Raw genomic sequence first — 16,903 nt, forward strand, 5'->3', positions numbered from 1 at the left:
TTGTTAAACCCTTCCTCGGATAGCGGCGAAAAGTGACCAGAAAAAAGCACCTAGCGGAGTGATCCGTTCACGATTGCGCGCAATCGGCGCCCTCTCGCTCAGCGACCTGGGCGAGAAGCCAGAGCGTCGCCGGATAGTAGAATCGCTGGGCGCCGGCCCAGGGCAGCGGATCGCAGGACGAGAGCGCATGAATCGCGCGATACCCCGCCGCATCGCTTTCGCTAACGACCGTGCCGCCGGGACCGGTCACGACCGCGACATGGCCGTCCGTCGGTGCCCGTCCCAGCACATCGGCCATGACGCGCACCGCCGGATGATCCCGGCGCCCCGACCAGCACAGGTAAAGTGGGACGCGCAAGGCGTCGTAGCCCGAGCGCACGGCATGGTCGGCCGGATCGGCGAAGCCTTCGGGGGTCACGTCGATCCAGTCCGGTATCGCGCCGCGCGCGGCGAGCTCGGACAGGACGGTTTCGCCATGGTCCGCGGCGCGGACAAGGTCGGGCAGATCGAAGGCATCGCCAAGTTCACGCAGGGCGGCACTGACGATATAGGACGGGTTGATCGTGATCCGGCGCCCAGCGGGCGCGTCCGCCCGCGGCAGCAGCAGCCGCTCGCCCGGGGCCCGCGGATCCGGCGCGAGGCACCGCGCCGCGATCGCCCGCGCGATCGGCTCGGCCCGCCCGGCGAAGTCCCGCCAGCCCGAATCGCGCACGGCCCGCAGCAGCGCCCAGGCCCGCAGCAGGTCGCCATCGGTGGCGGTGTCATCGTCGATCACGCCGGATCGGGGGCTGAAACGCCACCCCATGAAGGCGTCGTCGCGGTTGGCCAGTGTCGCCGAGGTCCAGGCCTCGATCAGCGCGAAGGCGTCACGATCCCCGAAGGCCTGTGCCAGAATCAGCCCGTAGGCCTGCCCCTCGGAATGGCTCACCTGCTGTTCCGGGTCCACGATCCGGCCGGAGCCGTCGAGGTATCTGTCTTTCCAGGATTGCCAGGCGGTCTCGCCGCCCGCGGCCCGACCGGCCGCGGCGATCAGACCGGTGCTCGACAGCCCGACGATAAGCAGCTCTCTGCGACTGAGCATCATTTTCCGCCCGAGCGAACCATTGGGATCATGCCTGCGAAGGCCCCCAGCGATCACTCGGTTGGCATGGGGCCTCGGCGCAGCAGATAACGGCCCGACGCCTGCCGTCCAATCAACATTCCGGTGGCGCGGATGCCACCGGACGGCGACACGCGTCAGCCGGCCCCGCGACGCGCCGGGCCGGCCTTCCTTGCGCAGTATTCACGAGTGCGGCGACGCCGACCGCGTGCCCCCCGGCTCAGGCGAGAACGGTGTCCAGCGTCACGTGATCGCGGCCCAGCGCCTCTGCCACCGGGGCGTTGGTGATCTGGCCCGCGTGCACGTTCAGGCCTTGCGCCAGGTGCGCGTCGTCGCGGCAGGCCTGTTTCCAGCCCTTGTCGGCCAGCGCCAGCATGAACGGCATGGTCGCGTTGCCGAGCCCGATGGTCGACGACCGCGCGACCGCGCCGGGCATGTTCGCCACGCAGTAATGCAGGATGCCGTCGACCTCGAAGATCGGGTCCTGGTGGGTGGTCGCCTTCGACGTCTCGAAACAGCCGCCCTGGTCGATCGCCACGTCCACCAGCACCGCGCCGGGCTTCATCGTGGACAGCATGTCGCGGGTGACGAGCTTGGGCGCGGCGGCGCCGGGGATCAGCACCGCGCCGATGACCATGTCGGCCTCGGCCACCGCCTCGGCGATGTTGCCGCCCGAGGCGTAGCGGGTGTTCATGTCGCGGCTGAACAGCTCATCGAGCTGGCGCAAGCGCGGCAGCGACTTGTCGAGCACGGTGACGTCCGCGCCCATTCCGGCGGCGATGCGCGCCGCGTGGGTGCCGACGACGCCGCCGCCGATCACCACCACGCTGGCCGGCGTGACGCCGGGGATGCCGCCCATGAGAACGCCGCGCCCGCCATTGGCCTTCTGCAGGGTCCAGGCGCCCATCTGCGGGGCCAGGCGGCCCGCGACCTCGGACATGGGGGCGAGCAGCGGCAGGCCGCCGCGCGCGTCGGTCACCGTTTCGTAGGCGATGCAGGTGGCGCCCGATTTCAGCAGGTCGTCGGTCTGCGCCGGATCGGGGGCGAGGTGCAGGTAGGTGAACAGCAGCTGGCCCTCGCGCAGCATGGCGCGCTCGGCGGCCTGCGGCTCCTTCACCTTCACCACCATCTCGGCGCGCTCGAAGATCTCGTCGGCGGTCGCGACGATGCTGGCGCCCGCCTCGGCGTAGTCCTCGTCCGGGAAGCCCGCGCCCAGGCCGGCACCCGACTGGATCAGCACCTCGTGGCCGTGGCTCACCGCCTCGCGCGCGGCGTTGGGCGTGATGCCGACGCGGAATTCCTGGGCCTTGATCTCGGTGGGGCAGCCAATGCGCATGTTCTTCTCCTCTTGTCTTGGTTGCGCGGAGATTAACGCCGTCGGGACGGGAGTGCTTTGAATTCCCTGCGTGCGATGGCATCATCCTGGCAAGATCCGTGCGTCATCACGGATAATCGCAGGAGAAATGATCGCATGATCGGCCTCGACCAGATGGATCGCCGGATCCTCGCATTGCTGCAGCGCGAGGGGCGGCTCACCAATGCCGAGCTGAGCGAGCGGGTGGCGCTGTCGCCCTCGGCCTGCCACCGGCGCGTGGCGCGCCTGGAACAGGCGGGGGTTATCAGTGGCTACGTCGCGCTGCTGGATCGCGCCGTGCTGGGGCGGCGCACAACGGCCTTCGTCGAGATCACGCTGTCGGGGCAGGCTGACGAGGTGCTGGACGCGTTCGAGGCGGCGGTGGCGCAGATCCCCGAGGTGCTGGAATGCCACCTCATGGCGGGGACGGCCGATTACCTGCTGAAGGTCGTGATTTCGGATACCGAGGATTTCGCCCAGCTGCACCGCCGCCACCTGGCACGGCTGCCGGGGGTGGCGCAGATGCAGTCCAGCTTCGCCCTGCGCCGCGTGCGCGAGACGACGGCGATCCCGGTCTAGGCCTTGCGCATCCGCAGGAACAGGTAGAGCGGCAGGCCGCAGCTGACCCCGATGCAGAAGGTCGCCGGGATCGCGACCAGGTCCAGCCAGCGGCGGCGGCCGATGGCCTCGATCAGGATCCAGACGGTCAGGGTGATGGCCGCGATGGTCAGATCCCAGACCAGCCCGGTGGTCGACTTGTTCACGTACCACGCGTCGATCAGCTGACCCAGAGAATTGCCGTCGGCCATGTAGCCCAGGAACCAGTACATCGGGTGGATCGCACCCCAGACGGCCAGGGCCAGGAAAATCCAGCGCATCAGAAGCTGCCGCCGCTGATGCCGATCTCGGCGGTGCCCGATACGGCGATGCCGCCGCGCCGCGCGGGGTCGTCCACCACCGGTTCGGGCGGCGCGTCGGCCCCGCAGGCGGCAAGGGTGGCAAGGGCGATCAGCGCGGCGATGCGGGTCATGGCGGGCCTTCGGTCAGGTACGATGCCCTCAAACTAGGCGTGGGGCGAGGCTTCGGCCAGTGTCTTGCGCCAGCGGGCCACCTGCGCGCGCACGTTGGCGGGCGCCGTGCCACCGTAGGACGTGCGCGAGGCCACCGAATTGTCCACGCCCAGCACGTCGAAGACGGCCTCGGTGATGGCCGGGTGCGCGTTCTGCATGTCCTCAAGCGTCAGGTCCGGCAGGTCGCAGCCGCGGCTTTCGGCCAGGGCCACCAGCGCGCCGGTCACATGGTGCGCGTCGCGGAAGGGCAGGCCCGCCTCGCGCGTCAGCCAGTCGGCCAGGTCCGTGGCGGTCGAGAACCCGTGCGACGCGGCGGCGCGCAGCGCCTCGCGGTTGGCGGTCATGTCGCCCACCATCCCGGTCATCGCCGCCAGCGCTAGCATGAGCGAGTCGGCGGCGTCGAAGGTCTGTTCCTTGTCCTCCTGCATGTCCTTGGAATAGGCCAGCGGCAGCCCCTTCATCACCGTCATCAGCGCCACCTGCGCGCCGAAGATCCGCCCCAGCTTGGCGCGCAGCAGCTCGGCCGCGTCGGGGTTGCGCTTCTGCGGCATGATCGACGACCCGGTGGACCAGCGGTCCGACAGCGACACGAACCGGAACTGGGCCGAGGACCAGATCACCAGCTCTTCGGCCAGGCGGCTCAGGTGCATGGCGGTGATCGAGGCGGCCGACAGGAACTCCAGCGCGAAGTCGCGGTCGCTGACGGCATCCAGCGAATTGGCGCAGGGCCGGTCGAAGCCCAGCGCGTGGGCCGTGGCGTCGCGGTCCAGCGGGTAGGACGTGCCGGCCAGCGCGGCGGCGCCCAGGGGGCTTTCGTTCATCCGCGCGCGCGCGTCGCGCAGCCGGCCGATATCGCGGTCGAACATCTCGGCATAGGCCAGCATGTGGTGTCCCCAGGTCACCGGCTGCGCGGTCTGCAGATGGGTGAAGCCCGGCATGACCCAGTCGGCGCCCGCCTCGGCCTGGTCGACCAGGGCCGTCTGCAACGCGCGCAGCCCTTCCATGGCCGCGTCGCACTGGTCGCGGACCCACAGCCGGAAATCGGTGGCGACCTGGTCGTTGCGCGACCGGCCCGTGTGCAAGCGCCCGGCGGGCTCGCCGATCAGCTCCTTCAGGCGGGCCTCGACATTCATGTGGATGTCTTCCAGCGCGGCCGAGAACGGGAAGTCGCCGGACTCGATCTCTGACAAAACGGTGAGAAGGCCTTCCCGGATCGCCTCGGCATCCTTAGTGCTTATAATGCCGTGGGCGGCCAGCATGGCGGCGTGGGCGCGCGACCCCGCGATATCCTGCGGGGCCAGGCGCCGGTCATAGGCGATCGAGGCGTTGATCGCCTCCATGATCGCGTCGGGACCGGTGCTGAAGCGTCCGCCCCACATCGCGTTGGAAGTCTTGTCGGCCATGTTGAGAAGCCCCCGGAGGACGTTGTGAAATATCTGACCCTCGCCCTTTATCTGGGCCTCGCCACGATCGCAAATGCCGAGCCTGACGCCTGGTCGGACCTGCGCCAGGGCGACATGCGCAAGCTGGTGTTCCACGACACGCCCCGCGCGGTCACCGACGCGACCTTCACGACTCCCGATGGCGCGGAACGCCGGCTGTCGGACTACGCGGGCAAGTGGACGCTGGTGAACTTCTGGGCGCTGTGGTGCGCCCCCTGCCGCGAGGAGATGCCGGCGCTGGATACCCTCAACGCCGAGATGGGCGGAGAGGATTTCGAGGTCGTGACCATCGCCGTCTGGCGCAACGCGCTGCCCGCGATCGAGGATTTCTTCGCCGAGCACGAGATCGAGACTCTGCCCATCCTGCTGGACCCCGACCGCAGCGTGTCGTCGGCCATGGGCGTGCTGGCCATGCCGATCACCGTCCTGCTGAACCCCGAGGGGCAGGAGGTCGCGCGCATGACGGGCGATGCCGACTGGGCGGGCGACGATGCGCGGACGCTTCTGCGGGGCGTGATGTCGGGCAACTAGCCCATGGCGGCGACCGCGTCGTGGCGCGGGCACGGCACTAGGTGGTCGTTGAAGAAGCCCGAGGCCTGCATGAAGGCATAGACGATGGTCGGCCCGCAAAAACCGAAGCCCCGCGCCTTCAGGTCCTTCGAGATACGCTGCGACAGCGGCGTCTGCGCCGGAACTTCGGCCATGCTGTGAAACCGGTTCTGCACCGGGTGGCCATCCACGAAATCCCAGAGGTAGTTCGAGAATCCCTCCTCGGCCTCGATCTGCTGCCAGGCGCGGGCGTTTTTGATCGCCGCTTCGATCTTGCCGCGGTGGCGCACGATGCCGGGGTCCTGCACCAGCCGGTCGACCTCGGCCTTGCCCCAGGTGGCGATCTCGTTTGGGTCGAACCCGTTGAACGCCGCGCGGAAATTGTCGCGCTTGCGCAGGATGGTGATCCAGGACAGCCCCGCTTGAAACCCGTCCAGCACCAGCTTCTCGTAAAGCGCGCGGCCGTCATACTCGGGCACGCCCCATTCCGTGTCGTGATAGGCCACGTAAAGCGGGTCGTCGCCGCACCAATCGCACCTTTCCCCCATGCCGCGTCCCCTTATCGGCGAAAATTGTCCGTTTTACCCTGCGTTAGCCGCCGTCGGTCAATCTGCGCGCAGTCAGATGAGGCAGGCCATGATCCACCCATTCCCCCCGAAGCCCGGCGCAACAACGGCATCGCCGGACCCGCTGAGCTTTGCCGTGGCCGCGCGGGATCGCGACACCGTCGCCATGGTGACGCGCGCGGTGGATGAAGACAACGTCATGCTGGCCTTCCAGCCCGTGGTGCCCGCGCTGCGCGACGACCGGCCGGCCTTCTACGAGGGGCTGATCCGCCTGCTCGACGCCTCGGGCCGGATCATCCCCGCGCGCGATTTCATGTCCACGGTCGAGCCGACCGAGCTCGGACGCCGCATCGACACCCTGTCGATCACCCACGGGCTCGAGGTGCTGCATCACCGCCCCCGGCTGCGGCTGGCGATCAACGTGTCGGCCCGCTCCATCGGTCATTCCCCCTGGCTCGAAGCGCTGGAGCGGGGGATCACGCGCGATCCCACGGTGGCCGAGCGGCTGATCCTCGAGATATCCGAGCGCTCGACGATCGAACTGCCCCAGATGGTCGGCGATTTCATGCAGGCGATGCAGCTGCGCGGGCTGAGCTTCGCGCTCGATGATTTCGGCGAGGGGTATACCTCGCTGAAATATCTCAAGGATCTCTATTTCGACATCGTCAAGATCGACGGTCAGTTCGTGCGCGGCATCGCCGGGAACCCCGACAACCGCGCGCTGATCAAGGCCATCGTCTCGATCGGGCGCCATTTCGACATGGTGACCATCGCCGAACAGGTCGAAACCCGGGCCGACGCCGCCACTTTGGCCAAGCTGGGGGTCGATTGCCTGCAGGGCTATTATTTCGGGGCTCCCACGATCCGCCCCCGCTGGGAGCCGGCGGGCGTGCCGCTGAGAACGGGTTCGGACACGTAAAAAAGGATCGGTTGTGTCCTTTATGACACTGGCATAGGGTCTGCGTGACGATCCCGGCGGCGCTGCTACGTTGTACCGCGGCGGCCCGCCCGGGCGACCAACGAACCGCACGCAGCAAAAGGGTAATCCCATGACCAATGTCGTTATCGCGTCCGCAGCCCGCACTGCCGTGGGCAGCTTCAACGGATCCTTCGCCAACACGCCCGCCCACGACCTCGGGGCCAAGGTGCTGGAAGAAATCGTTGCGCGGGCCGGCATCGACAAGGCCGACGTGTCCGAGACCATCCTCGGCCAGGTACTGACCGGCGGCCAGGGCCAGAACCCGGCGCGCCAGGCCCATGTGAATGCCGGCCTGCCCATCGAATCCGCCGCCTGGGGCATCAACCAGGTCTGCGGCTCCGGCCTGCGCGCCATCGCGCTCGGCGCCCAGCACATCCAGCTGGGCGATGCTCAGATCGTCGCCGCCGGCGGCCAGGAAAACATGTCCATGAGCCCCCATGTCGCCAACCTGCGCCAGGGCCAGAAGATGGGCGACATGAAGTTCATCGACTCGATGATCCGCGACGGCCTGTGGGACGCCTTCAACGGCTACCACATGGGCCAGACGGCCGAGAACGTTGCCGAGAAATGGCAGATCTCCCGCGAGGAGCAGGACAAGTTCGCCGCGATGAGCCAGAACAAGGCCGAGCGTGCCCGCGCCGAGGGCAAGTTCAAGGACGAGATCGTTCCCTTCACCGTCTCGACCCGCAAGGGCGACACGGTGGTCGACGCGGACGAGTATATCCGCGAGGGCGCCACGCCCGAGGGGATGGCCAAGCTGCGCCCGGCCTTCACCAAGGACGGCAGCGTCACCGCCGGCAACGCCAGCGGCATCAATGACGGCGCCGCCGCCGTGCTGCTGATGTCCGCCGACGAGGCCGAGCGTCGCGGGATCGAGCCGCTGGCGCGCATCGTCAGCTATGCCACCGTCGGGCTCGACCCGTCGATCATGGGCACGGGTCCCATCGGCGCGTCGCGCAAGGCGCTGGAAAAGGCGGGCTGGAAGCCGGGCGACCTGGACCTGGTCGAGGCGAACGAGGCTTTCGCCGCCCAGGCCTGCGCCGTGAACAAGGACATGGGCTGGGACCCCGAGATCGTGAACGTGAACGGCGGCGCCATCGCCATCGGCCACCCCATCGGGGCCTCGGGTGCCCGGATCTTCAATACCCTTCTGTTCGAGATGCAGCGCCGTGGCGCCAAGAAGGGCCTTGCCACCCTGTGCATCGGCGGCGGCATGGGCGTGGCCATGTGCGTCGAACGTCCCTGACCCAGGCGGCCGCGCGCCCGCCGCGCGGCCCCGAGCCGGAGACCGTCGATGGCTGACCAAGCGACATGGTTCGATCAGGTCGTCTTTTCCGGGGGCGGGACGCGCTGTCTGTGGCAGGGTGGCTTCATGGACGTGCTGAAGCAGGAAATCCCGATCACGCCCGAGCGCATCACGGGCGTGTCGGGCGGCGCGCTGACCTGCTGCGGCTTCATCACCTCGCGCGGACCCGAAATCCGCGACCTGATGATGGAGATTTTCGCGGCGCATGACCGCAACGTGCCGCTGCACGAACCCTTCGACGAGGTCGACGGGCATTCCCCGCACCAGCGCATGTACCACGACGTGGTCAGCCGTGCCGTGGGCGATCCGCAGGCCGCTCGGCAGATCGCCGACGGGGTCTCGGTCCAGATCCTGCTCGGGCGGCCCCCGAAGGATGGCTGGGCCAAGCTGTCGGGCGCCATGATGACCATGATCTACGAGGCCGACACCGTGATCCGGTCGAACCCGCACCTGGCCTGGGCCGAGATGTCCGGCATGGGATCCGACCTGGTCGACGCCAACGTCGCCGCGCGGGACGGCAAGCTCGTGGATCTCGTCTGCGCCGCCGCGACCATCCCCCCGGCCTTCGAGCCGCCGCTGTGGGACGGTCGTCCGGCCATTGACGCGGGGATGATCGACCAGGCGCCGCTGCCCCGTCCCGATCGCGGAAGAACGCTGATCCTGCTGACAAAAGAGTTCCGCGACATACCTCAACACGACGACCGGATCTACGTGATGCCGTCCAGGGAAGTGGCGGCCGACAAGATCGATTTCACCGATCCGGACAAGCTGGCCCTGACCTGGGAGCAGGGGGAGGAAGACGCCCGGCGGCTGTTGGCCGACGGCACGTTGATAAGAAACTGAAACCAACGAGGAGGAGAAAGACATGGGACGCGTAGCAATCGTGACCGGCGGCACCCGGGGCATCGGGGCGGCCATCGCCAAGGCGCTGAAGGCCGAGGGGCACACCGTCGCCGCCACCTATGGCGGCAACGACGAGGCCGCGAAGGCCTTCACCGACGAGACGGGTATTCCCACCTACAAGTGGGACACGGGCGACTACGACGCCTGCAAGGCGGGGATCGAAAAGGTCGGATCCGAGCATGGGCCCGTCGAGATCCTGATCAACAATGCCGGCATCACCCGCGATGCCCCGTTCCACAAGATGACGCCCGACCAATGGAACCAGGTCATCGGCACCAACCTGACCGGCGTGTTCAACATGACCCACAATGTCTGGAACGGCATGCGCGACCGTGGCTTCGGCCGGATCGTCACCATCAGCTCGATCAACGGCCAGAAGGGCCAGTTCGCCCAGGCCAACTACGCCGCGGCCAAGGCGGGGGATATCGGCTTCACCAAGTCCCTCGCGCAGGAAGGCGCGAAGAAGGGGATCACCGTGAACGTGGTCGCGCCCGGCTACATCAACACCGACATGATGAGCACGATCCCGGACAAGGTGATGGAGTCCATCGTCGGCGGCATCCCGGTTGGGCGCCTGGGCGAGCCGGAAGAGATCGCGCGCTGCGTGAGCTTCCTGTGCGGTGACGACGCCGGGTTCATCACCGGGTCGACGATTTCCGCCAATGGCGGTCAGTACATGACCTGATCCGGGACCCAGGGCGGGGCGCGTCGCCGTCCCGTCCGCCCCCACCCGGGAGAACTGCGCCGCAGATTTTCACGGCACCTCCGCCACCCGCCCCGTTCGCACCGGAACGGCAAGCGGCCCGCCCAATTCATTTCGGGCGACGGCAGGGCGCAGAATTTCGCAAAAGATTTGAGACGAGATCGACGCCGGGTCGGCGGATCCGGTCCCCAAGAGCGCTGGCGATGTCGCCAGCGCCAAGTTTGTCCGATCAGTGGGTCAGACGTTCGATCTGCTCTTTCAGGCGAAGCTTCTGCTTCTTGAGATCTGCAATGCGGATGGTGTCGCTTCCGGGGCTCCGTTGCTCGGACTCGACCAGCTCCGAGAGGTGTTGATGTTTCTTCCGAAGTTCCTGCACATGCGAACTCAAAGCCATCGAGATCCTCCTTTTTTGCTGAGACTCATAGTGAGCCACAAAATCGGAAAAAAGTCACGCGGCTGTCGCCCGATCGTTACAATGCGACGTGCTTTTACGCAATTTACGGCAAGGCCGCGCCGTCGCGCAGCACGCCGCGAATGGCGGGCGCGTAATCCTCGCCGTCTTTTCCGTGACTTGCACCGTCGTGCATGACGATGGGCGGGTGCAGCACCAACGGCGTTTTTCCGCCCTTCCGCCCGCTTACGATGACCAGCGAGGCGGCCCGCCCCGTCCGGGGCTGCAGGGGGCGGACCTCGAGACTGCCCAGATTCGCCGCCATCGCGCCCAGCAGGTCGGCCAGCCGGTCGGCCCTCTGGATCACCGTCATCAGGCCCTTGGGGGCCAGCCGGCGGGCGCCGGTTTCGATCCAGCGCGCCAGCGGCAGGTCCTCGCGATGGGCGGTGGCGCGGTCGGCGCCCCGGGGCGGCGTGCCCGAGCGCGGGGCGTAGTAGGGCGGGTTGGCGACGACGTGGTCGAATCGCCGCTGCCGCACCGGCTCGGGCAGGTCCGCCAGGTCGGCGGTATGGATCTGGGCCGTCAGCCCGTTGCGCGCGGCATTCGCGCGGGCCAGCGCGGCATACTCGTCCTGCAGCTCGACCCCCGTCAGGTCCAGCCCCTCAACCCGGTTGGCCAGCGCGAACAGCGCGCAGCCGACCCCGCATCCCAGCTCGAGCACCGATTGCCCCGCGCGCGCCGGCACGGCTGCGGCCAGCAGCACCGGGTCGACGCCCGCGCGGTATCCCTTGCGCGGCTGTTCCAGCACCAGCCGCCCGCCCAGGAAGGCGTCGCAGGTGGTCTCAGCGTCCGAAGTCGACATCGTTGTCCTGCAGCACGGCGGTGGCGCGGAAGTGGTCCCGATCGGCCACCATCAACCGGCGCGGCAATATGCCGAGGCTGCCTTCCAGCACGCTCATATGGACGTCGAGTTCAAAGCAATCTATCCCCTCGCCCTGAAGAAGTGCCTTGGCGAAGGCGATACTGGTCGGGTCGCTGCTGCGCATGAGTTCCTTCATGGGGCGAGCGATACAAAGGCGCCATTGCCTTGTCGAGAAGCGGAGACCACATGGACGCACAGGTCAAACCCCACGAACGCCTGGCCCACGCGCTGGCCGAGCCGCTGGCCGAGGTCGACGCGATGATCCGCGCCCGCATGGCCAGCGAGAACGCGCCGCGCATCCCCGAGGTGACCGACCACCTGATCGGGGCGGGCGGCAAGCGTATCCGGCCCATGCTGACGCTCGCCGCCGCGCGGATGAACGGATATCTCGGCCCCTACGACGTGCATCTGGCGGCGACGGTGGAGTTCATTCACACCGCGACCCTGCTGCACGACGACGTGGTGGACGAATCCGGCCAGCGGCGCGGGCGGCCCACGGCGAACCTGCTGTGGGACAACAAGTCCAGCGTGCTGGTGGGCGACTACCTGTTCGCCCGGTCGTTCCAGCTCATGGTCGAGACGGGCTCGATGCGGGTGCTCGACATCCTCGCGAATGCCGCCGCCACCATTGCCGAGGGCGAGGTGCTGCAGCTCACCGCGATGTCGGACCTGTCGACCGGCGAAGAGACCTACCTGAAGATCGTGCGCGGCAAGACGGCGGCGCTGTTCTCGGCCGCGACCGAGGTGGGGGGCGTCATCGCGGGCGCGCGGCTGGACCTGGTGCAGGCGCTTGAACGCTACGGCGACGCGCTGGGCATCGCGTTCCAGATGGTCGACGACCTGCTGGACTGGCAGCGCGGCGACGATATCGGCAAGAACGTGGGCGACGATTTCCGCGAACGGAAGATGACCCTGCCGATCATCCGTGCCGTGGCCGCCGCCGAGGGCGAGGAATGGACCTTCTGGGTCCGCACCATCGGGCGCGGCAAGCAGGAGGACGGCGATCTCGAGCGGGCGGAAGAGCTGCTGCACCGCCACGGCGCGCTGGACAGCACTCGCGAAACGGCGATCGCCTGGGCCGAGGACGCGAAAGAGGCGCTGTCGCCGCTTCCCGATAACGAGCTGCGGGACATGCTGCGCGACCTGGCCGATTACGTGGTGGCGCGCATCCGCTAGGCCAGCGCCGTGGCCCTCACCCACCAGCCCGGATGCGCCGCCGCCAGCGTCTCGGCCGCCACGCGGGCTTGGGGCGCGGCGGTGTAGAGCGCGAAGCAGGTCGCCCCGCTGCCCGACATGCGCGCGATCAGCGGCTCGGTCGCCTGAAGCCGCGCCAGAACGACCCCGATGGCGGGGCAGGCCGCGCGGGCGGGGTCTTCCAGGTCGTTACGCTGCGCCGACAGCCATTCAGCCAGCGCGCGGGCGTCGGACCACGGCGCGGGGCGGGGCAGGGGCGCATTGTCGGTCGTCGCCAAGCCCCGGAACACATCGCCGGTGCCGACCGCCACGCGGGGGTTCACCAGCACGGCGTGCAGCGGCGGCAGCGCCGGCAACGGCTCCACCCGCTCTCCGATCCCTTCCATCAGGCAGGCGCGGCCCAGCAGGCACACGGGAAGGTCGGCGCCGATACGCTCCGGGGCGTTCGGGAAGGCGCGCCCGTCCATCGCCCGCAGCGCGCGCAGGGCCGCCGCCGCGTCCGCCGTGCCGCCGCCGATGCCCGAGGCCGGGGGCAGGTTCTTTTCCAGCGTGAACGCGGCGGGCGGGCCGTCCGTGGCCATGGCGGCCTTCAGCACGAGGTTCGAATCGTCGGCCGGAACCCCTTCGGAGAAGGGGCCATCGACGGTCAGCGACCATGCGCCGGCGGGGGATGCCGTCACCCAGTCGCCCACATCCGCGAAGGCCACCAGCGAGGACAGCACGTGGTAGCCGTCATCGCGGCGGCCCGTGACATGCAAGGCCAGGTTGATCTTCGCGGGGGCGAAGAACCGGCGGTCAGCCACCGTCTTCGGCCACGAGCGGGGTGCCGTCTTCCTCTTCCAGGACCACGTCCAGCCCGACCTCCAGCTTGCGGCGGATGCGGTCGGGATCGACCTCGTCGTTCTGGTCGTTCTCGACGAAGCTCAGCGCGCGCTGCCACTGGAACCGCGCCTCGAGCTTGCGGCCCACCATCCAGTAGACGTCGCCCAGGTGGTCGTTCACCACCGGGTCCACGGGCATCAGCGCCACGGCGCGTTCCATGGGTTCCACCGCCTCGTCGAAGCGGCCCAGGCGATAAAGCCCCCAGCCCAGCGAATCGACGATGGCGCCCGATTGCGGTCGCGCCTCGACGGCGCGTTCGATCATTGACAGGGCTTCTTCGAAATCCTCGCCCCGCTCCAGCATGGAATAGCCGAGATAGTTCAGCACGGCGGGGCTGTCGGGGTTCAGGTCCAGCGCGCGGCGGAAATCGGACTTGGCCGCGGGCCAGTCGTCCAGCCGCTCGTGGGTCACGGCGCGGGCGAAGAAAGCCACCCAGAAATCCGGCTCGTCGCCCGAGAACAGGTCGATGGCGTCGGTATAGGCCTCCTGCGCCTCGGCATACATCTCCTCGTTGCGCAGGGCGTCGCCCAGCGTCATGTGCACCATGGCCACGTCGGGATGTTCCTCGGCCATCTGCCGCAGGACGGCGATGCCTTCCTCGGGGCGCCCCGCCGTCGCCAGGATCTCGGCGCGCCCGACCTCGGCCGCGGTGAAGGCCGGGTCGTCCTCGGGCACGGCGGCCAGCGCCTCGATGGCCAGGTCGTACTGCTCCAGCTGTTCCAGCAGCGACGTGTTCATCAGCAGCGCCTCGACATGGTCGGGGCGCAGATACTCGACCACGCGACCGTAAAGCAGCGTGTAGGCCGGCGCGGCCTCGGACAGCAGGACATTGGCGATGTCGAAGGCCAGTTCGGCCGTGCCGGCGGTGGCGTCGGGCGCGATGGTGAAGTCCAGCGCCTGGCCTTCGGCAATGGCTTCCTTCATGGCCGTCAGCGGCGCGTCCAGCGTGCCGCCCCCGAAGCCCGCGTCCAGGACCGCCGCCGCCTCGTCGAAGCGGCCCACCTGAGTCAGCACCTGCGCATGGGCCATCAGCCCGCGGCGGGTCAGTTGCAGGTCGTCGGTGGAAAACAGCGCTTCGGCCTCGTCGAACCGCCCGAGCGAGGCCAGTGCCAGGCCCTTGTGGTAGGTGCCGTAGGCCGCCAGCCCGTCTTCCTCGGCCACGGCGTCGAAGGCGGCGAGCGCGGCGTCGACCTGCCGGTCGCCGATCAGCGCCCAGGCCTTGGCCAGCCCGTCGAACAGGGGGCCCACCGTCATGCCCGCATCCATGTCGGCCAGGATGTCGCCCCAGTCGCCCTGCTTGGCCCGCTCGGTCAGCAGCGCAAGGTTGGCCAGTTGCGACGTGCCGCCTTCCTGCGCCAGGCGCAGGGCGATGGTGTCGGCGCGGTCGATCTCGCCCAGCGACATGAACGCGCCGGTCAATTGCTCGAGGATCGCCAGGTTGTTGGGATCCTGCAGCATGGCCTGGGTCAGGTAGCGCGTCGCCTCGCGATAGTCGTTGTCCATCTGCGCCTGGCGCGCGGCCAGGTAGGCGCCCGGGTTCACGTCGGCCAGGACGGCGGGGGCGGGCAGGCTCAGCGCTGCGGCCAGGAGAAGCGGGCGAAACATGGCGGTCCTTTCAGCATGGTGCCTTGCGCGACAAGGTAGCCACGAGCCGACCCGACGGCAATGAAGGGCCCGGTGAAAAGAACGTGGGGCGCGGCACCACGCCACGCCCCACACTTGTCTTCGGTGCTGCCCGAGCGGCGACGCCCGCTCACATGTTCGGGTAATTCGGCCCGTCGCCACCCTGCGGCGTGGTCCAGACGATGTTCTGGTGCGGATCCTTGATGTCGCAGGTCTTGCAGTGGACGCAGTTCTGGAAGTTGATGACGAACCGGTCCTCGCCGGTCTTGTCGTCCTTCACGAACTCGTACACGCCCGCCGGGCAATACCGCTGCGAGGGGCCCGCATACTTGGGCAGGTTCACCTCGACGGGGACCGCCGCGTCCTTCAGCTTCAGGTGCGCGGGCTGGTTTTCGTCGTGGTTGGTGTTGGCGAAGCTCACGTTGGTCAGCCGGTCGAAGCTGATCTTGCCGTCGGGCTTGGGATAATCGATCGGCTTGTGCCTGGACGCGGGCTGGGTGGCCGCCGCGTCGGTCTTGCCGTGCTTCAGCGTGCCGAGAAGCGAGAATCCGGCCGTGTTGCACCACATGTCGAAGCCGCCCACGGCCAGCGACGCGGTCAGGCCGTATTTCGACCACAGCGGCTTGACGTTGCGCACCTTCTTCAGGTCCTTGCCGATCGCGCCCTCGCGCACTTCGGTGTCGTAGGTTTCCAGCGTATCGGACGCCCGGCCCGCTTCGAGCGCGGCATGCGCCGCCTCGGCCGCCGCCTTGCCCGACAGCATGGCGTTGTGGTTGCCCTTGATGCGCGGGACGTTGACCATCCCCGCCGCGCAGCCCAGCAGGGCGCCGCCCGGGAAGGCCGTCTTGGGCAGCGACTGGTATCCGCCCTCGGTGATCGCCCGCGCGCCGTAGCTGATGCGCTTGCCGCCGGTCAGCAGCTCTTTCACGTAGGGATGGTGCTTGAACTGCTGGAACGCCAGGTAGGGGTTCACGTGCGGGTTCTCGTAGCCCAGGTGCACGACGAAGCCCACGTAGACCTGGTTGTTGTCCAGGTGATAGATGAAGGACCCGCCGCCCGCGGTCTTGCCCAAGGGCCAGCCCATGGTGTGCACGACCGAGCCTTCCTTGTGCTTCTCGGGGTCGATTTCCCACAGCTCTTTCATGCCGAGCCCGTATTTCTGCACGTCCGAGCCGGAATCGAGCGCGAACTTCTCGATCACCTGCTTCGACAGCGACCCGCGCACGCCTTCGCCCAGCAGCACGTACTTGCCGTGCAGCTCCATCCCCGGCTCGTACCCGTCGCCCTTGGTGCCGTCGGGCGAGATGCCGAATTCGCCGGCCACGACGCCCTTCACCGATCCGTCCTCGGCATAGACCAGCTCGGAACAGGCCATGCCCGGGAAGATCTCGACGCCCAGCTCCTCGGCCTGTTCGGCCATCCAGCGGCAGACATTGCCCATCGAGACGATGTAGTTGCCGTGGTTGTTCATCAGCGGCGGCATCAGGCCGGTGGGGATGCCCACCTTGCCCGACTCGCCCATGTAGAAGAACTTGTCGGACTTCACCGCCGTCTTCAGCGGCGCGCCCTTGTCCTTCCAGTCGGGGATCAGCGCGTCCAGGCCCACCGGGTCCAGCACGGCCCCCGACAGGATATGCGCGCCGACCTCGGAGCCTTTTTCCAGCACCACGACCGACCGTTCGGGGTCGAGCTGTTTCAGGCGGATCGCCGCCGACAGGCCGGCGGGGCCGGCGCCGACGATGACGACATCGTATTCCATCGCTTCGCGCGTGATCTCGGACATGGGGGCTCCTCACGGAAATTCCGGTTCTTGGCTTGGTATAAGGGGGGGCGACCGGGGGTCAATTGTGACACTGCGTTGCGCCCGGCCCGCGACGTGGCGTCGAAAGGCCCGGGATGGCCCGCGCGAACGCGCGTTCC

At 68.2% G+C, this 16,903-nt stretch carries 19 protein-coding genes; 7 read left to right on the top strand and 12 right to left on the bottom strand.

Annotation, left to right across the window (positions count from 1 at the left end; all coding sequences use genetic code 11):
* Window positions 1-67: 67 nt before the first annotated feature.
* The gene (locus tag BUB76_RS06045; RefSeq protein ID WP_139250792.1) at window positions 68-1,081 is read right to left on the bottom strand and encodes a family 8 glycosyl hydrolase; all 1,014 of its coding nucleotides are present in this window, start codon (window positions 1,079-1,081) and stop codon (window positions 68-70) included.
* A 238-nt stretch (window positions 1,082-1,319) separates the two neighbouring features.
* On the bottom strand, window positions 1,320-2,435 hold the full coding sequence (ald, locus tag BUB76_RS06050; protein ID WP_073127829.1) for an alanine dehydrogenase: 1,116 nt from the start codon (window positions 2,433-2,435) through the stop codon (window positions 1,320-1,322).
* 138 nt (window positions 2,436-2,573) lie between these two features.
* Between ald and BUB76_RS06055 the strand changes: the two genes are divergently transcribed.
* The gene (locus BUB76_RS06055; protein ID WP_073128085.1) at window positions 2,574-3,032 is read left to right on the top strand and encodes an Lrp/AsnC family transcriptional regulator; all 459 of its coding nucleotides are present in this window, start codon (window positions 2,574-2,576) and stop codon (window positions 3,030-3,032) included.
* Here BUB76_RS06055 and BUB76_RS06060 read toward each other — a convergent pair.
* The 3 genes from BUB76_RS06060 to argH are packed head-to-tail and all read right to left on the bottom strand — an operon-like array spanning window position 3,029 to window position 4,926.
* Window positions 3,029-3,331: a DUF2834 domain-containing protein gene (locus BUB76_RS06060; RefSeq protein ID WP_073127831.1), complete on the bottom strand. Its 303-nt coding sequence runs from the start codon at window positions 3,329-3,331 to the stop codon at window positions 3,029-3,031. The genes BUB76_RS06055 and BUB76_RS06060 overlap by 4 nt on opposite strands.
* Window positions 3,331-3,483: a hypothetical protein gene (locus BUB76_RS17900; RefSeq protein WP_175481747.1), complete on the bottom strand. Its 153-nt coding sequence runs from the start codon at window positions 3,481-3,483 to the stop codon at window positions 3,331-3,333. Before BUB76_RS17900 ends, BUB76_RS06060 begins: the two co-directional genes overlap by 1 nt.
* 33 nt (window positions 3,484-3,516) lie before the next feature.
* Window positions 3,517-4,926: an argininosuccinate lyase gene (gene argH / locus BUB76_RS06065; RefSeq protein WP_073127833.1), complete on the bottom strand. Its 1,410-nt coding sequence runs from the start codon at window positions 4,924-4,926 to the stop codon at window positions 3,517-3,519.
* Between the two features lie 24 nt (window positions 4,927-4,950).
* On the opposite strand from argH, the gene BUB76_RS06070 reads away from it, so the two are divergent.
* Window positions 4,951-5,496, top strand: coding sequence for a TlpA disulfide reductase family protein (locus BUB76_RS06070; RefSeq protein WP_073127835.1), 546 nt, complete (start codon window positions 4,951-4,953; stop codon window positions 5,494-5,496).
* Here BUB76_RS06070 and BUB76_RS06075 read toward each other — a convergent pair.
* A complete protein-coding gene (locus tag BUB76_RS06075; RefSeq protein ID WP_073127836.1) occupies window positions 5,493-6,062 on the bottom strand; it encodes a DNA-3-methyladenine glycosylase I in 570 nt (189 codons plus the stop codon). The genes BUB76_RS06070 and BUB76_RS06075 overlap by 4 nt on opposite strands.
* An 88-nt stretch (window positions 6,063-6,150) precedes the next feature.
* Between BUB76_RS06075 and BUB76_RS06080 the strand changes: the two genes are divergently transcribed.
* The 4 genes from BUB76_RS06080 to phbB all read left to right on the top strand — a co-directional run bounded on the left by BUB76_RS06080 (window position 6,151) and on the right by phbB (window position 9,953).
* The gene (locus BUB76_RS06080) at window positions 6,151-6,999 is read left to right on the top strand and encodes an EAL domain-containing protein (protein WP_073127838.1); all 849 of its coding nucleotides are present in this window, start codon (window positions 6,151-6,153) and stop codon (window positions 6,997-6,999) included.
* A gap of 130 nt (window positions 7,000-7,129) precedes the next feature.
* Window positions 7,130-8,305: an acetyl-CoA C-acetyltransferase gene (locus BUB76_RS06085; protein WP_073127839.1), complete on the top strand. Its 1,176-nt coding sequence runs from the start codon at window positions 7,130-7,132 to the stop codon at window positions 8,303-8,305.
* A 48-nt stretch (window positions 8,306-8,353) separates the two neighbouring features.
* Entirely contained in the window at window positions 8,354-9,208 is an 855-nt protein-coding gene (locus BUB76_RS06090; RefSeq protein ID WP_073127841.1) for a patatin-like phospholipase family protein, read from the top strand.
* A gap of 22 nt (window positions 9,209-9,230) precedes the next feature.
* Window positions 9,231-9,953 carry an acetoacetyl-CoA reductase gene (gene phbB / locus BUB76_RS06095; RefSeq protein ID WP_073127843.1) on the top strand — a complete coding sequence of 241 codons (723 nt, stop codon included), beginning with the start codon at window positions 9,231-9,233 and terminating at the stop codon, window positions 9,951-9,953.
* A 247-nt stretch (window positions 9,954-10,200) separates the two neighbouring features.
* Here the strand turns inward: phbB and BUB76_RS06100 are convergent, their stop codons facing one another.
* The 3 genes from BUB76_RS06100 to BUB76_RS06110 form a co-directional block, all read right to left on the bottom strand.
* A complete protein-coding gene (locus BUB76_RS06100; protein ID WP_073127845.1) occupies window positions 10,201-10,365 on the bottom strand; it encodes a YdcH family protein in 165 nt (54 codons plus the stop codon).
* Between the two features lie 103 nt (window positions 10,366-10,468).
* Window positions 10,469-11,224 carry a tRNA1(Val) (adenine(37)-N6)-methyltransferase gene (locus BUB76_RS06105; protein ID WP_073127847.1) on the bottom strand — a complete coding sequence of 252 codons (756 nt, stop codon included), beginning with the start codon at window positions 11,222-11,224 and terminating at the stop codon, window positions 10,469-10,471.
* On the bottom strand, window positions 11,205-11,420 hold the full coding sequence (locus BUB76_RS06110; protein WP_073127849.1) for a putative signal transducing protein: 216 nt from the start codon (window positions 11,418-11,420) through the stop codon (window positions 11,205-11,207). Before BUB76_RS06110 ends, BUB76_RS06105 begins: the two co-directional genes overlap by 20 nt.
* 50 nt (window positions 11,421-11,470) lie before the next feature.
* Between BUB76_RS06110 and BUB76_RS06115 the strand changes: the two genes are divergently transcribed.
* Window positions 11,471-12,460 (top strand): polyprenyl synthetase family protein, encoded by a 990-nt coding sequence (locus tag BUB76_RS06115; RefSeq protein WP_073127852.1) that lies wholly within the window; start codon window positions 11,471-11,473, stop codon window positions 12,458-12,460.
* Here BUB76_RS06115 and BUB76_RS06120 read toward each other — a convergent pair.
* The 3 genes from BUB76_RS06120 to BUB76_RS06130 all read right to left on the bottom strand — a co-directional run bounded on the left by BUB76_RS06120 (window position 12,457) and on the right by BUB76_RS06130 (window position 16,766).
* On the bottom strand, window positions 12,457-13,281 hold the full coding sequence (locus BUB76_RS06120) for a 4-(cytidine 5'-diphospho)-2-C-methyl-D-erythritol kinase (protein WP_073127854.1): 825 nt from the start codon (window positions 13,279-13,281) through the stop codon (window positions 12,457-12,459). The two genes, BUB76_RS06115 and BUB76_RS06120, sit on opposite strands and share 4 nt — an antisense overlap.
* A complete protein-coding gene (locus BUB76_RS06125) occupies window positions 13,274-14,965 on the bottom strand; it encodes a tetratricopeptide repeat protein (RefSeq protein ID WP_073127856.1) in 1,692 nt (563 codons plus the stop codon). Before BUB76_RS06125 ends, BUB76_RS06120 begins: the two co-directional genes overlap by 8 nt.
* A gap of 148 nt (window positions 14,966-15,113) precedes the next feature.
* Window positions 15,114-16,766: an electron transfer flavoprotein-ubiquinone oxidoreductase gene (locus BUB76_RS06130; RefSeq protein WP_073127858.1), complete on the bottom strand. Its 1,653-nt coding sequence runs from the start codon at window positions 16,764-16,766 to the stop codon at window positions 15,114-15,116.
* Window positions 16,767-16,903 lie beyond the last annotated feature (137 nt).

This window comes from Palleronia salina (genome assembly GCF_900141995.1).
Lineage (GTDB): Bacteria > Pseudomonadota > Alphaproteobacteria > Rhodobacterales > Rhodobacteraceae > Palleronia > Palleronia salina.

What these genes read in the sequence shown, in the direction of transcription:
- argH (WP_073127833.1), bottom strand. Translation starts at nt 4,926, where the DNA reads ATGGCCGACAAGACTTCCAACGCGATGTGGGGCGGACGCTTCAGCACC.
- BUB76_RS06075 (WP_073127836.1), bottom strand. Translation starts at nt 6,062, where the DNA reads ATGGGGGAAAGGTGCGATTGGTGCGGCGACGACCCGCTTTACGTGGCC.
- BUB76_RS06090 (WP_073127841.1), top strand. Translation starts at nt 8,354, where the DNA reads ATGGCTGACCAAGCGACATGGTTCGATCAGGTCGTCTTTTCCGGGGGC.
- BUB76_RS06130 (WP_073127858.1), bottom strand. Translation starts at nt 16,766, where the DNA reads ATGTCCGAGATCACGCGCGAAGCGATGGAATACGATGTCGTCATCGTC.
- BUB76_RS06110 (WP_073127849.1), bottom strand. Translation starts at nt 11,420, where the DNA reads ATGAAGGAACTCATGCGCAGCAGCGACCCGACCAGTATCGCCTTCGCC.
- BUB76_RS06125 (WP_073127856.1), bottom strand. Translation starts at nt 14,965, where the DNA reads ATGTTTCGCCCGCTTCTCCTGGCCGCAGCGCTGAGCCTGCCCGCCCCC.
- BUB76_RS06105 (WP_073127847.1), bottom strand. Translation starts at nt 11,224, where the DNA reads ATGTCGACTTCGGACGCTGAGACCACCTGCGACGCCTTCCTGGGCGGG.
- BUB76_RS06080 (WP_073127838.1), top strand. Translation starts at nt 6,151, where the DNA reads ATGATCCACCCATTCCCCCCGAAGCCCGGCGCAACAACGGCATCGCCG.
- ald (WP_073127829.1), bottom strand. Translation starts at nt 2,435, where the DNA reads ATGCGCATTGGCTGCCCCACCGAGATCAAGGCCCAGGAATTCCGCGTC.
- BUB76_RS06085 (WP_073127839.1), top strand. Translation starts at nt 7,130, where the DNA reads ATGACCAATGTCGTTATCGCGTCCGCAGCCCGCACTGCCGTGGGCAGC.
- BUB76_RS17900 (WP_175481747.1), bottom strand. Translation starts at nt 3,483, where the DNA reads ATGACCCGCATCGCCGCGCTGATCGCCCTTGCCACCCTTGCCGCCTGC.
- phbB (WP_073127843.1), top strand. Translation starts at nt 9,231, where the DNA reads ATGGGACGCGTAGCAATCGTGACCGGCGGCACCCGGGGCATCGGGGCG.
- BUB76_RS06100 (WP_073127845.1), bottom strand. Translation starts at nt 10,365, where the DNA reads ATGGCTTTGAGTTCGCATGTGCAGGAACTTCGGAAGAAACATCAACAC.
- BUB76_RS06060 (WP_073127831.1), bottom strand. Translation starts at nt 3,331, where the DNA reads ATGCGCTGGATTTTCCTGGCCCTGGCCGTCTGGGGTGCGATCCACCCG.
- BUB76_RS06045 (WP_139250792.1), bottom strand. Translation starts at nt 1,081, where the DNA reads ATGCTCAGTCGCAGAGAGCTGCTTATCGTCGGGCTGTCGAGCACCGGT.
- BUB76_RS06115 (WP_073127852.1), top strand. Translation starts at nt 11,471, where the DNA reads ATGGACGCACAGGTCAAACCCCACGAACGCCTGGCCCACGCGCTGGCC.